The 13,578-nt window shown below is 32.8% G+C and carries 13 protein-coding genes; 6 read left to right on the forward strand and 7 right to left on the reverse strand.

Features of this window, described 5'->3' with window-relative positions; all coding sequences use genetic code 11:
- The first annotated feature begins 121 nt into the window (after positions 1–121).
- Entirely contained in the window at positions 122–805 is a 684-nt protein-coding gene (locus EKH84_RS08150; protein ID WP_013656111.1) for an adaptor protein MecA, read from the forward strand.
- A gap of 72 nt (positions 806–877) precedes the next feature.
- On the opposite strand, the gene EKH84_RS08155 is transcribed toward EKH84_RS08150, so the two are convergent.
- From EKH84_RS08155 to EKH84_RS08165, 3 genes are all read right to left on the reverse strand, one after another.
- Positions 878–1,039, reverse strand: coding sequence for a DUF1540 domain-containing protein (locus tag EKH84_RS08155; protein ID WP_013656112.1), 162 nt, complete (start codon positions 1,037–1,039; stop codon positions 878–880).
- Positions 1,040–1,170: 131 nt separating this feature from the next.
- Positions 1,171–1,380 carry a DUF1858 domain-containing protein gene (locus tag EKH84_RS08160; protein WP_127065911.1) on the reverse strand — a complete coding sequence of 70 codons (210 nt, stop codon included), beginning with the start codon at positions 1,378–1,380 and terminating at the stop codon, positions 1,171–1,173.
- Positions 1,381–1,502: 122 nt separating this feature from the next.
- Entirely contained in the window at positions 1,503–3,125 is a 1,623-nt protein-coding gene (locus EKH84_RS08165; RefSeq protein WP_013656114.1) for a putative manganese-dependent inorganic diphosphatase, read from the reverse strand.
- Between the two features lie 351 nt (positions 3,126–3,476).
- On the opposite strand from EKH84_RS08165, the gene EKH84_RS08170 reads away from it, so the two are divergent.
- The gene (locus EKH84_RS08170) at positions 3,477–4,760 is read left to right on the forward strand and encodes an adenylosuccinate synthase (protein ID WP_127065912.1); all 1,284 of its coding nucleotides are present in this window, start codon (positions 3,477–3,479) and stop codon (positions 4,758–4,760) included.
- A 239-nt stretch (positions 4,761–4,999) separates the two neighbouring features.
- Positions 5,000–5,710, forward strand: coding sequence for a Bax inhibitor-1/YccA family protein (locus EKH84_RS08175; protein ID WP_127065913.1), 711 nt, complete (start codon positions 5,000–5,002; stop codon positions 5,708–5,710).
- Between the two features lie 110 nt (positions 5,711–5,820).
- On the opposite strand, the gene EKH84_RS08180 is transcribed toward EKH84_RS08175, so the two are convergent.
- A complete protein-coding gene (locus EKH84_RS08180; RefSeq protein ID WP_013656117.1) occupies positions 5,821–6,477 on the reverse strand; it encodes a hypothetical protein in 657 nt (218 codons plus the stop codon).
- Between the two features lie 190 nt (positions 6,478–6,667).
- On the opposite strand from EKH84_RS08180, the gene EKH84_RS08185 reads away from it, so the two are divergent.
- From EKH84_RS08185 to EKH84_RS08195, 3 genes are all read left to right on the forward strand, one after another.
- Positions 6,668–8,332 carry a glycosyl hydrolase family 18 protein gene (locus EKH84_RS08185; protein ID WP_127065914.1) on the forward strand — a complete coding sequence of 555 codons (1,665 nt, stop codon included), beginning with the start codon at positions 6,668–6,670 and terminating at the stop codon, positions 8,330–8,332.
- A gap of 87 nt (positions 8,333–8,419) precedes the next feature.
- Positions 8,420–9,199: an alpha/beta hydrolase gene (locus EKH84_RS08190; protein WP_127065915.1), complete on the forward strand. Its 780-nt coding sequence runs from the start codon at positions 8,420–8,422 to the stop codon at positions 9,197–9,199.
- A gap of 113 nt (positions 9,200–9,312) precedes the next feature.
- Positions 9,313–10,011 (forward strand): N-acetylmuramoyl-L-alanine amidase, encoded by a 699-nt coding sequence (locus EKH84_RS08195; RefSeq protein WP_127065916.1) that lies wholly within the window; start codon positions 9,313–9,315, stop codon positions 10,009–10,011.
- Between the two features lie 38 nt (positions 10,012–10,049).
- Here the strand turns inward: EKH84_RS08195 and EKH84_RS08200 are convergent, their stop codons facing one another.
- From EKH84_RS08200 to EKH84_RS08210, 3 genes are all read right to left on the reverse strand, one after another.
- The gene (locus EKH84_RS08200) at positions 10,050–11,375 is read right to left on the reverse strand and encodes an aminotransferase-like domain-containing protein (protein WP_127065917.1); all 1,326 of its coding nucleotides are present in this window, start codon (positions 11,373–11,375) and stop codon (positions 10,050–10,052) included.
- Positions 11,376–11,507: 132 nt separating this feature from the next.
- Positions 11,508–12,512, reverse strand: coding sequence for an ATP-binding protein (locus tag EKH84_RS08205; RefSeq protein ID WP_190283542.1), 1,005 nt, complete (start codon positions 12,510–12,512; stop codon positions 11,508–11,510).
- 1 nt (position 12,513) lies between these two features.
- Positions 12,514–13,572 (reverse strand): DnaD domain protein, encoded by a 1,059-nt coding sequence (locus tag EKH84_RS08210; protein WP_127065919.1) that lies wholly within the window; start codon positions 13,570–13,572, stop codon positions 12,514–12,516.
- Positions 13,573–13,578 lie beyond the last annotated feature (6 nt).

Raw genomic sequence — 13,578 nt, forward strand, 5'->3', positions numbered from 1 at the left:
AAAGGCTTAATTTATTTTAAGTTATTAAACTCTTTACACTTATAATCATCTCCATTATACTTAGTGAATAAGATATTATATATGTTAACAAAGCAATTCATCTAGAAAGGATGTGATTTGAATGAAAATAGAAAAGATAAGCGATACTCAAATTCAGGTCACTTTAAATCACTCAGATCTTATAGATAGGAATCTGAAGCTTAGTGAATTAGCCTATGGTTCTAAAAAAGCCCAAGCCTTATTTAAAGATATGATGGCAAGAGCTTATGAAGATTTTGGTTTTGAAACAGACAATGTGCCATTAATGATAGAAGCAGTGCCTCTATCTACGGATAGCATTATGATTGTTGTTACTAAAGTTGAGGATCCATCGCAAATAGAGCAAAAATTAGAAGCTATTGGCGAAAGGCCTACCCATAGAACTTTTAAAGAACCAGAGGAAGATAGATTAACGGATTTAGCATTAATGGGAAGAGACACTGAGCAACCTGAGACCCAGGGACCTGTAAGTAGTAGTAAGCAGTTAACGTTTTTATTTAATGAATTTGATAGTGCATGTATGGCTGCACATCGCGTACAACCAATGTTTGTTGGAGATAACTCTTTATATAAATATAATGATAAATACTTTTTAGTATTTGGCAAGAATAAAAAAGCCAATGTAAAGGGTGAAGCATTATCAAGTTTACTGGAAGAATTTGGTAGTAAATGTCCATCTACAGATCTTAACGAAAGTTTTCTTAAAGAACATGGTAAAGTAATGATTTATCTCCATGCTATAGATGTACTTACTAAATATCTTTAAAAATCAAAAGGTACTTTTTAAAGTATTAATACTTTAAAAAGTACCTTTTGATTTGCGTAGAATGATTAGAAGTTAAGCCTTAGGTTCAAAGGATTCACAGTCAGTACATTCAACTTGAGTAGGATGTGCTTCATGAGTTCCAACCATAATTTGCTGTAGCGTACAATAGTTTTCTGACTCAGCATGATATTGACAAGAGCTTACTGTACAACCGATACTTGGATTTTTTTTCATAGATAAGCCTCCTAATAATATAGTAAAATATTAACTACATGATTAGGATGCCATGTTTTAAAGAAAATATTTATAGAAATAAATGAGAAAGCCATCCTTAATTAGGATGGCTTTCTCATTTATTTGTTTATTTATTCTACAGTTGCAAGAAACGCATTAAGTTCAGCTACTAATTCATCAGAATCAATGCCATGAACCATACATGCATCAGCAAGAGATTCCATTTGAGATGATGGACAGCCAAGGCAGTGCATACCTGCATTCATTAAAATAGGAATAACACCTTGGTTTACTTGTAGGATTTCTCCAATAACCATATCTTTTGTAATTTGTTTTGCCATGTCAAAACTCCTTTCTTTTATAAGCATTTCATATTTATTTTAAACCTGATAGTAATACAAATCTTGTATCCTTCTTATATTATAAGTAGAATGTGATTTGTTTTCAACTTTTATTCTTAAAATTAAGAGAGTCCCATGAGTTTAGGCACAATTTGTTTTTTACGAGAGAAGACGTCTTTAAGGAAGATGCTATCATCTGTAGGGTCTAAACCAAATAGGGCTTCTGCTAAACGCTTTTCACGACCTGTTACCATAAGCTCAGTTCCGCCTACTACAATATCGGTTACCATTAATAAGCAGAGGTCAAGATTTTCTTTTTCTTCTAAATGGTGCATTTCTTCTAGAATTTGATCTTTAATTTTGAATAAGCTTTTGAAATCACCAGTATTAACTTGTGCTACACTAATGTTATATTTACCAACAGTGAAAGCTTTTCTATCAATATTAAGCAGTTCCGCTGGAGAAGTACCTTCTAAAGAAGTACCTGCTGCAAGTAACTCCGCACCATAAGCATATAGATCCACTTCAGCAATCTCTGCTAGTCTTTTAGCTATACGAACATCATCCGGTGTACAAGTTGGAGATTTAAAGATAAGTGTATCAGATAGAATAGCACTAAGCATAATACCTGCAATCTCTTTAGGAGGCATAATATTTTTCTCTTCAAACATTTTACCAATAATGGTATTAGTACATCCTACAGGCTCTGCACGAAGGAAAAGAGGATTACCAGTATCAATATTAGCAATACGATGATGGTCAATAATTTCTAGAATTTCTGCTTGCTCAATCCCATCAGCACTTTGGCTTCGTTCATTATGATCAACTAAGATAACCTTTTTCTTTTGGATATCTAAGAGATGACGTTTAGAAATAAGGCCTTTAACTAATCCTTCTTGATCTAAGATAGGGAAGTGACGATAAGAAGTATTAAGCATCACTTGCTTAACCTCATCTAAGTAATCGTCGGTTTCAAAGTAAGTGATATCATCTTTCTTTAAAATATTTTTTACAGAGATGCTTTGTGAAACCATCTTAATAGTTTTAAAGAAAGAATAAGGAGTACAGATAACAGCGCAACTTAAATTTGGAGGAAGCTCTAATTTAAGGTTGTCCATGTTTTGATCTGTAATAATAACTGCGCCAGCTCCAGAATTTAAAGCCTTTTGAATACGATCGCTACTTGGACCAGTAATAATGATATCTGTATCCGCAAGTACTGTATGATCATCAATAGAAGCAGTTGTATAAACATCTCCTAAAACATAAGCATGAGGATAAGAACCAGTTATAACTTTTCCATCTAAAACAGAAGCAACATTAATAAATGGTGTTTTATGATTTTTAAGAACGCATCCATCTGTTAAACCGATATAAGTTTTAGCAATATCAGATACAGAAATAACACCAGCTAGCTTATGGTCGTGATATAAAACAGGAATCATTTGACGTCCATTTTCAGTCATGACATCCCAAGCCTTTTTTACTGAATCGACAACATAAACAGAAGGTACATTATAAAAATTCATATCACTTACTTGAGGTTTAATATTTTCAAGTAAACGAGGTGCTTTAACACCAAAATAATCTAAAGCAAACTGTGTTTCTTTACTAATTTTACCGAGACGAACTGCCTCAACGTTTTGGTTACCAAGTGCACGTTTTAGATGTGCGTATGAGATACAGGCGCATATAGAATCTGTATCAGGATTTTTATGTCCGAAAATATATATTTTTTTATCCATAGATTCTCCTTTATTCATAGTGAGTATTAGCTTGATGTACTAAAAATGTATAATTATAGTGTGAATAACTAAAAATAAATTTATTACAAATTCCTGTGGAAAATTCAGTAATATCATACCTTATTAGGGACAGGATAAAATAAAGATAGCAATATACTTAGGGAATGTCAATAATGAAATAGAACCCAGCCTATAATAAGGAAATAAAAATAAGTATATCGAACATTTTCTTAAATGGGACAAGAAATATTCGAGTTCATATTGATTTTCTAAGTAATATTTGTTATGATAGTCATGTTTCAATTGTAAAATGTAAAAAAATGTTTAGAATATGGAAAGGGTGTGTAAGCAATGCCAACTAAAGTCATTATCGGCGCACAATGGGGCGATGAAGGAAAAGCAAAAATTATAGATATTTTATCTGAAAAGGCAGATGTGGTTGTACGTTGCCAAGGAGGTAATAATGCAGGACATACAGTAGCAGTAGATGGAGAGGTCTATAAATTCCAACTAATTCCTTCAGGAATATTATATACAGGAAAAAAATGTATTGTAGCCAATGGTGTTGTTATTGATCCAGAAGGTATTTTAGGAGAAGTAGATGGTTTATTAGCTAAAGGGATTGATGTAAGCACTTTAAGAATAAGCTCTAGAGCACACCTTGTTATGCCATACCATAAAGCATTAGATCGTGCAAAAGAATCTATCCAGGCAAAGGATGGTAAAGATATAGGAACAACGATGAAGGGAATTGGTCCATGTTATATGGATAAAGCAGAGCGTTCAGGAGTACGTGTATGTGACCTTTATCATGAAGAAGTGTTTGCAGAAAAGGTAAGAGCTAATGTTGCTGTTAAAAATGATATGCTTAAATATGTATATCATCAAGAAGAGCAATTTGATGCAGAAGAAATTATTTCAACTTATAAAAAATACGCAGAAAGATTAAAACCATTTGTAGAAGATACAACTGTAAGCGTTTATGAAGCGATTAAAGCAGGTAAAGAGGTTTTATTTGAAGGGGCTCAAGGAACACTTCTTGACCTTGATTTAGGAACTTATCCATATGTTACATCATCTCATCCTGTAACTGGTGGTGCTTGTATTGGTGCTGGAATTGGACCAACTATGATTGATAGCTGTATTGGGGTTATGAAAGGCTATATTACTCGTGTAGGTAAGGGACCTTTCCCTACAGAACTACATGATGAAATAGGTGACCGTATTAGAGAAGAAGGTCATGAATTTGGAACAGTAACAGGTCGCCCAAGACGTTGTGGTTGGTTTGATGCTGTTATTGGAGAATTTGCAGTAAGGACAAGTGGATTAACAGAAATTGCACTTAATAAAATAGATGTTCTAAAAGATTTAGATATAGTTAAAATTTGTGTTGGATATGAATTTAATGGTGAGATTATTAAATACTTCCCAGCAAGTCTTGAAGACTTAGAACTTTGTAAACCAGTATATGAAGAAATGGAAGGATGGGGAGATATTTCTCATATTCGTTCATATGAAGCGTTACCTGAGAGTGTAAAAAAATATCTTACTCGTATAGAAGAACTTATTGGTTGTAAAATTACAATGGTTGGTGTAGGTCCTAATAGAGATCAAAACATTGTTATTAATAAATAAGGATGAAAAGGAGAGGATAAGGCCTATGCAGTAGGCCTTATCCTTTTTGATACTTATGTCATAAATTGAAAAATATTGGATATAATTATCTTCATGATATAATCACATATATTAGATAAACTAATAAGAAAGATTTATAATGAAATGAGTAAATTTTCAAAATAGGCGATAATGTTATTTGAAATAGTAAAAAAATGGTTTATAATAAAAAGAAATAAGTTATTTAAGGAGGAGAACATATGAATTCAGATGGAATGAATAGAGATTTTACAACCTATTATGATCAAAGCAATAGAGAAGCTGCCGTGAAGAAAACCATGTTAGGGGTATATAGCTGGATGACAGTTGCATTACTTATAACTGCTGCTACAGGACTATACGTTGCAAGTAATGTAAATATGCTATATTCAGTTATTAGAAGCTATTGGTTATTTGCAATTGCAGAAGTTGTGGTAGTTATTGCCCTAAGTGCAAGAGCACATAAAATGAGTAGTTTAGCGGCAAAAGGTTGGTTTGTTGTTTATTCAGTACTTAATGGTATTACCTTATCATCTATATTTGTTTTATATGAGATAGGAACCATAGGTTATGCGTTTTTAGTAACTGCAGGTGTATTTGCCGTTATGACTATTTATGGTTACGTTACTAAGACTGATCTTTCTAAGATTGGTAGTTTATTTGTAATGGCACTGTTTGGTCTTGTTATTGCGACGTTTGTAGGCTTCTTCATTAATACACCAGGTTATACAATGGCATTAATGTATGTAACTGTATTTATCTTTATTGGGTTAATTGGTTGGGATACTCAGAAAATTAAACAATATGCTTATGCACAAGCAGATTCAAATGGTGCATTAGCTAATGCAAGTATTTTAGGTGCTTTAACCTTATATCTAGACTTTATTAATATCTTTATTAGTTTAGTAAGAATATTTGGAAGTAGAGATTAATCATTAAGTATAAAGATGACAGATAATGTAAGAAAGAGCTATATCCTAGAGATTAATAAAACTAATCTCTAGGATATAGCTCTTTTTATTGTTATTTGCTTTAAAATATCTTAAATAGAATCATCAGAGGTAATCATCGTGCAAATAGAAGAAAGAAAATGGGCATAATCTACAGGTATCCATATTTTATTTTCTAGTTTAAATTCAAAGCTTTGTGTATGAACATCCGTAGATGGGCTAGATGATTTATAGCCTTTTATCAATTCATCTATGTAAGTATTGGTTAAATCTTGTAAATAAAGGTTTTCATCTTTGTAGGTACTAATATCAATAGTTTTTAAGGCAGTCTTTACAGCAACATCGTCAATGGCTTTGTGGTCAAGATAGGAGGTTGATAGTTTTACAGTACACTTTTTAGAGTTCTCAGATGAAGTAACGATAGCGGTAGCATTAAGCTGATGTAAAGCTGATAAGTAAGCTTCTGTTAGATCTTTTAATTGTGTTTCATCGATCATAACGCCATCTTCTGTAGTAAGGGCTGATTGAATATTTTGTTTTAATGTAGTTGTTATATGAGTAGTAGTTGTTTTGGCCACTTCCTCAGAAAGACCTACTTCTATAATAGGCTTATCATTTTGTTTAACAATAAGCTCATAAAAATCAAGGGCGATGAAGTTGGCAGCTATAGGGGAACTACAACCTACGAGTAAAACAGTAGCTAATAACAAAATAAGAGGTGTTAATAAAAGACGCTTATTATATTTCAATCATTTCAGCTCCTTTATATTAAATGAATTGTTAGTTTAAGCATAATAGATTAATAAAGAATAGTCAAATAATTAAATAAACATAAGCTGATTAGAGAATCAATAAAATAATATTTATTACAATTTGGTCAGAAATACGTAGAAAAATGAAATATATGTTATACTATAGAAGTTAGAGGAGGATAGATTGATGCTAAAAAAAATCATATTAGGATTAATAGCAGTAGCGTTAGTCGTAACTGCTTATTTTACTGTAAATAGAGTGCAAACAGTAGGGGAATTAGTAGACCCATTGACATATTTTGATGAATTTAAGAATAATACTAATAACTTGGTATATAAAGATGAACGAATCAATTTAAAAGAACCAGTTATAACTATAAATGATCAAATATATGTTTCATATACCTTTGCTAATACTTATGTAAGTGATATTATTTTTTATGATGAAGCGGAAAAAGTAATGACTTTAACAAACGTGAGAGAAGTAGTTAAGCTTTATCCAGAGCAAGAGAATAAAATTAGTTTTGCAGGTATACAAGGGACTTATCCATTGACAGAAAAGGATGGTGAGCTTTATGTATCGGCTAATTTATTAGAAGACTTTTTTAAAGTAAGGATAGAAGTAGGCAAAGATGGGCGATTATTTATAGCTTATGATGATAGAGAAGAGCAAGAGCAAGCTACTATTTCAAGAAAAACAAGCTTACGTACACATCCTAGAAAAAAATCAACAGTAGTAGAAAACTTAGGAAAAGGTGAGAAGGTTATTCTTTATGCCGAGGAAGATGGATTTGCTAGGGTGAGAAGTGAAAGTGGCATTATTGGTTATATACCTTCTTCTCATTTAAAACATAAAGAAACTATAGAGGCTCAGGCAGTAACGGATGTAGAAGCTTGGCCAATTAATCCACTAGGAGAAACTGTTAAGCTAGCATGGGATCAAATGACAAATGCCAATGTAGGAAATTGGGCTTCTGCTAAATATGCTAATGTAGATAAGTTAAATGTTATTTCGCCTACTTGGTTTGAATTTGGAGATGAAACAGGTGCATTAGTAGATAGAGGGACAAAGGAATATGTTAAATCAGCCCATGATAGAGGACTTCAAGTATGGCCCATTATAAGCCACAGCTTTACTAATACAGGCTTAACTAAGGAAATTCTTTCAAGTAGTAAAAAACGTCAATATGTTATTCAGCAGATTATTGATAAATCCAAGTTATATGGATTTGATGGTATTAATGTTGATATTGAAAATATACAGAATGAAACTAGCGCAGTATGGGTACAGTTTATGAGAGAACTTTATCCTCAGCTTAAAGCAGAAGGTCTTATTGTTAGTGTAGACGTATATATGCCATCAAATTGGTCAGGGCATTATGAAAGAGAAAAAGTCTCAGCAGCAAGTGATTACTTTATTGTTATGGCATATGATCAACATTGGTCTGGTTCAGAGACAGCTGGATCTGTATCAGAAATTAGTTGGGTAGATGAGGGTATTCAAAATACACTAAAAGAAGTACCAAAGGAAAAGTTAGTGTTAGGAATACCTTTCTACACAAGACTATGGACAGAAACAAGTGAAGGTCTATCATCAACACCATATGGTATGACTTCAGCAAAACAGTTAGTGGATAAATGGGGAGTTATCCCACAACTAGATTCCATAAGCGGGCAAAATTATGCTGAAGTAGAAAAAGATCAGACAACCTATAAATTATGGATTGAAGATTATAGTTCGATTAGTAAACGGATAGCAATTATGGAGAAATATGAACTTGCAGGCTACGGTGCGTGGAAATTAGGCTTAGAGAGTGCTGATATATGGGATGTACTTGGACAAGTTAAATAATAAAAAGAATAGGAAAGTGAAAAAAAGCAAAGGCTTATAAAAAAGTCTTTGCTTTTTTTGACTAAAAGAGATAAAAGGAATAAAAGCATGCACTATATTGATAGATGGACATTACACAGGCATCAAAAAGAATATTATAAGAAAAGACCGTTTTCAGATACTGTAGTTATTTTTATTCATGGGATACTAGAAGGCAATATGCAATTTAGAAATTTAGGGTCTATAGCGTATAAAGAAGGATATTCAGTTCTAATTTTATTGTTACCAGGACATGGAGAAACAGGTGAAACATTTGCAAAAGTACATTTGAATCAATGGGTCGACTATGTTAATAAGCAGGTCCAACAGATGGAAAGGGAGTATAAATATATTATTTTAGTTGGACATTCCATGGGGAGTTTATTAGCTATAGGATATGCAGTGCATTTCCCGGGAAAAATAAAATCTTTAGTACTTTTTGCACTGCCATTAGCTATTGAATTAAAGTATAGAGTTATTAAAGGGGCCATTAAAATCGCTACGGGGAGACTTTCTGAAAAAGAGCCTTATGTTATTGCTGAGTGTAGAGCTATAGGTGTAGGAAAAACAAAAAGCTGGACGTATATTAAGTGGATTCCAAGATATATAGATCTTTTCATTTTAATTTCATATATCAAAAAGCAATTAAACAAAATCAAAAAGCCTGTTCTTGTAATTCAATCAAAAAAAGATGAGTTTGTACCAGTGAGAGTTATAAGGTTGATACAGCAACAATTGGTTACCAGTAAAATAATAATACTAGGTGATTCTGGCCATTTTTGTTATCATCATTCAGATATCAATAGACTAGAATCAGCCTTTAAGCAGTTTTTACAAGAAGAAAAATAATAAAAATCAGTAGGTTAATTCTATAATATGAATTGACAACCCTTTCTTTGCATATGCTATTAGAGAGTTGTCAACATCCATAAAAATAGAAAAGAGCATTAGGGGGTGTCAAGATGATAAAAATAAAAGTACCATTATTCATGGGTGCTTTAGTAGGAATTATTGCTATTGCCTCTTACTTTAAATTTGCCACAACAGCAATAGAAACCTCTGGGCTTTCTATTGCATCTAAGATTATTATTGTTGATCCAGGACATGGAGGGTTTGATCCAGGGAAACCGGGTATAAATGGAGCAGATGAAAAGGATTTAAATTTACAAATTTCTTTAAAACTTAGAGATTATTTAGAGCAAGCAGGTGCAGTTGTCATTATGACGAGAACAACTGATGATGATGTGGATGGTATGGATGGTGTTAAATACAAGAGCAAGGATATGGTAGAAAGAAAGAAATTAGCTGAAGGAGGAGATATATTAGTTAGTATACATCAAAATTCTTTTACTCAACCTAGTGTAAAAGGAGCACAAATTTTTTATAACAGTCAATCGGAAAAAGGAAAAGCATTAGCAGAAGCCATACAAAAGAGTATAAAAGAATATGCAGACCCTCAGAATAAACGAGAAGTAAAAAGTAATACTAATTATTATGTATTAAGGGCAACTCTTATTCCAGCTGTAATAGTAGAATGTGGGTTTTTAACCAATCCAGAGGAAGAAAAGCTTTTGAATAGTGAGACCTATCAAGATAGAGTGGCATGGAGTATTTATCTAGGAATTGTTAGGTATTATGAGACAATAAATAAAGGAGCATAATCACTATGCTCCTTTATTTATTGTCTCATAATATAATATTATAACGTAATAAAAAAGTTTTTAAGGACGTGAATAACTTGATAGATTTGGGAGGAATCCAAGTGGGTAATAGATAGACGAAAATAACCTTTCAAAGAAGTTGTAGAAAATAAGTCACCAGGAGAAATAATGATTTCATGTTCAAGTAAGTATTGACAAAGGATATCATACTGCTTTATAGGAACACGAAGCCAAAAGAAAGCACCACCATTATGGGTAGTTAAACGAATTGGTAGTTGCTTTAAGGCATCTGAAAGTAGTGCATAGTGCTCCTTATAAGCCATAAGAATAGTATGCTCAATCGTTTTTAATTCAGATGAGCTAAGATAGTGACGTAATAAACGTTCATTGAAGCTGCATTCAATAGGATCTCTTAATCTTTTAATAAAAGAGAGAGGTAAGATGGCAAAAGTATAGTTCATATAAGGCAAGTAAAGCTTAGAAAACTGATGAATGTAGATAATAGGTGCATCGTCCTCGTAAAAAGGAACGGAAGAATCATACATAAAGGAAGCGTAAGTTATGTCATCTATAATGGTACAGTTATATCTCTTAGCTAGTTCAATAAGCTGGTTTTTGCAGTTTTTTCCATAACAGAGTCCGGTAGGGTTTTGAAGTTGGGATGTAATAAAAATATAAGCAATATTACCAGTATGTAAATGCTTTTCAAGGATGTTTAAGTCTATACCTTCGGCTGTGAGTGGCGTTTCATAAATCTTGGCACCTAAAGAGCGAAGATAGCAGGACCAAGATAAGTCTCTAATGGCTTCAACACAAATGCCTGTTTTAGGAGAATCTTTAAATAGATCTAGTAAGAATTGATCCATGGTTTTAATAATACGTACTTGAGCATAGTGATGAGGAATACCTAGTTGTTTTAAAAAATTAGAAACAGTACTTTTAAGAAGATGCCTTTCTCTATAAAGAGGGTCGTTGAAAGCTTCCCAATTCTCTTTTTTGACAATTTCAGTAGCTAAATCTAAGCAAAGAGAAGAAGGAAAAAAGGTTTTAGGTACACCAATATGACTACAGCAGATTTGAGAAATGGAATCTAGTGGTAAAGTGGTTGTTGTAGATATAGGATGGGTGCTGATATAAGTTCCTTTTCCAATGTGACTTTCTACAAGACCTTGATTTTCTAAAAGTTTATAAGCACTCACCACAGTATCACGATTAATACAAAGTTGCTTAGACAAAAAGCGGATTGTAGGAAGTTTCATTCCTTGAGTTAGAAAATTACCTTGAATAAGTTTAGCAAGTTCTGAAGCTAATTGTATATATAAAGGGGTTGGGTCAGATTTTGAAAGACTAATAGTATGAAACATAATAACCTCCTAGTCATGCTATATAAATATGTATATTAAGAAGTCGTCCAAAATATCATTAAAGATAGATATAAAAAAGAGGAAGTACTTAAAGCCAGTAGCTTTAAATACTTCCTCCTTCATAAATAGGAATTATTTTTTATGGGTTTTACCATATTTCTTTACCATACGAATGTCAGTACCGATAAATTTAAGAGGTTCATAATTGCCAAATACTCTAGAGACGATTCGTTCTGAATAACGATCTTTCCATTCTTTTGGTGTAAGGTTGGTAGAAATGATTGTAGAGGTCTGGTTTAAATAACGACTATTGATAACGTTAAATAAATCACTTATGGTTAAAGTGGTAACTGATTCCGTTCCTAAATCATCAATGATAAGCAAATCTACATCAAATAGGGTATTTAGGGTCTCCTTTGAAGCCTCTTGCATGTCTTCTCTATGAAAACGAGATTCCTCAAAAAGTTTAAATAACTGTGGTGCGGTAAAATAAAGTACAGTATAACCTTGATCGAGAAGTTCTTTAGCAATACAGTTACATAAAAAGGTTTTACCTAGACCCGTTGGACCATAGAGTAAAAGATTTTGTTTTTCGGTTTCAAATTTTTCAATAAGCCCCGCACAAACTTGTTGGTTTTCATACATATTATTATAAGGCGAAGTGCCAGCTTTAGGATCTATTTCTTTAGAGTAATAATCTAAAGTGAAATGATCAAAGTTTTCGATGTTTAAAATGTGCTTTAAGTTAGATTGTTCATAAGCAATATTAATCAGTGCTTGGCGAAAACAATTACAAGGTTTATTACCTACAAAGCCTGTATCTTTACATTCCTCACAATCATAGTGAGGCTCTAAGTAATGAGGTGTATAGCCTGCTTCTACTAGAAGCATTTTTTTTGTGCGAATAAGCTCATCTGTATGACTTCTAAAATCTTCGATAGACTGACTACCCTGAGGTGATAGCATACTACGCACTAATTTAACACCACTATCATTTAAAGTTTCATCAATTTTTTTTATGCGAGGGATTTTCTCATAAATTTCAGCAGTGCGTTTTAATTTAGCTTGGTGAGCCGCTGAACGTTTAAGATCATATTGCCTTAGGAGCTGTTTATAATATAATTCCTTATTGGTCATGTTAGTTTCCTCCATTTAGCTTTCGTGTGATATGTTCACGTTGCAATTTCTCTAGCTCATCAAAATCCCAATCATGTGAATACATATTGTTAAATTGAGATACCTTGTTTGAGATAGGTGTAATCGAAGAGGTTGGTGTGTTTAAAGCCTTTTTACTTTCGTGGGCTTTGTCTAAAGCTTTAATATCTTCAAGAGATTTTACCTTATCTGTATACCAAGAAGTTAGTATTGAATCTGCATAGTTTAAACTAGGTTTATTGGTCTGCATAACAGTTCGTTTGCAAGCTTCTAAAATAATATCCATATTAAAATGATAAGTATCAAACCACTTATTCATACAATTACGTTCAGCAGAAGTAAGAGTACTTTTAGATGCACCTAAGCTATTTAAAATTTTAAAATATCGTTTATCCATGGCTACCTTTTCTTTAGCAGCAGCTACCGTAGTAATGCCTTCATCTACCCAACTTATAGCTACTTTTTCAATATAGTGAATGGCTCTATGGTTATTGGAAGCACAATGTTCGATGAGAAACTCAATAAGGTCAAAGGGCATATGTAACCAATCATAGAGGCTGAAAAGTATCTTTTGATCTGTGATAGTAAGGAGTCTGCCTAAATATTCTTCGGCTACTTTAAAGAGCTTAAGCACAGCAGGGCTATCTTCTAAGTAAAGATTAATTTCCTCAGTACGATATTCCGGTCTAGTTTGTCTAATAATGGTTTTAGAAATAGGAAGGGCAGGTGAGTCCTCTTTTGCTTTAGGTTTTTCAAAGTAGAATTCTAAATCAAATTCATCTAGAGAGAGTTCAGAAAAGCAAATTACACCTTGGTCATTCCAGTATTTAAGTGCTTGTAGTACTTCAGAGTAAAGCATATCAAGATGGTTACTTACCTCTTCTAGAGAAAGAGGAGGGGCAGAAGTATCTGAAAAGATAGCTAGTAAATAAAGATAAACTTTAGTATAACCACTAAGTGCCTTAGGCATATAGTCAGAAATGAACCAATAAGGAACATGTACGAAAGGTTGTTTGGCTACTTTATATTTAATATATGCCATAGGGAC

This window comes from Cellulosilyticum sp. WCF-2 (assembly GCF_003990395.1).
GTDB classification, from domain to species: domain Bacteria; phylum Bacillota; class Clostridia; order Lachnospirales; family Cellulosilyticaceae; genus Cellulosilyticum; species Cellulosilyticum lentocellum.

Coding starts and splice junctions, on each gene's coding strand:
- EKH84_RS08150 (WP_013656111.1), top strand. CDS start 122: ATGAAAATAGAAAAGATAAGCGATACTCAAATTCAGGTCACTTTAAAT.
- EKH84_RS08155 (WP_013656112.1), bottom strand. CDS start 1,039: ATGAAAAAAAATCCAAGTATCGGTTGTACAGTAAGCTCTTGTCAATAT.
- EKH84_RS08160 (WP_127065911.1), bottom strand. CDS start 1,380: ATGGCAAAACAAATTACAAAAGATATGGTTATTGGAGAAATCCTACAA.
- EKH84_RS08165 (WP_013656114.1), bottom strand. CDS start 3,125: ATGGATAAAAAAATATATATTTTCGGACATAAAAATCCTGATACAGAT.
- EKH84_RS08170 (WP_127065912.1), top strand. CDS start 3,477: ATGCCAACTAAAGTCATTATCGGCGCACAATGGGGCGATGAAGGAAAA.
- EKH84_RS08175 (WP_127065913.1), top strand. CDS start 5,000: ATGAATTCAGATGGAATGAATAGAGATTTTACAACCTATTATGATCAA.
- EKH84_RS08185 (WP_127065914.1), top strand. CDS start 6,668: ATGCTAAAAAAAATCATATTAGGATTAATAGCAGTAGCGTTAGTCGTA.
- EKH84_RS08190 (WP_127065915.1), top strand. CDS start 8,420: ATGCACTATATTGATAGATGGACATTACACAGGCATCAAAAAGAATAT.
- EKH84_RS08195 (WP_127065916.1), top strand. CDS start 9,313: ATGATAAAAATAAAAGTACCATTATTCATGGGTGCTTTAGTAGGAATT.
- EKH84_RS08200 (WP_127065917.1), bottom strand. CDS start 11,375: ATGTTTCATACTATTAGTCTTTCAAAATCTGACCCAACCCCTTTATAT.
- EKH84_RS08205 (WP_190283542.1), bottom strand. CDS start 12,512: ATGACCAATAAGGAATTATATTATAAACAGCTCCTAAGGCAATATGAT.
- EKH84_RS08210 (WP_127065919.1), bottom strand. CDS start 13,572: ATGGCATATATTAAATATAAAGTAGCCAAACAACCTTTCGTACATGTT.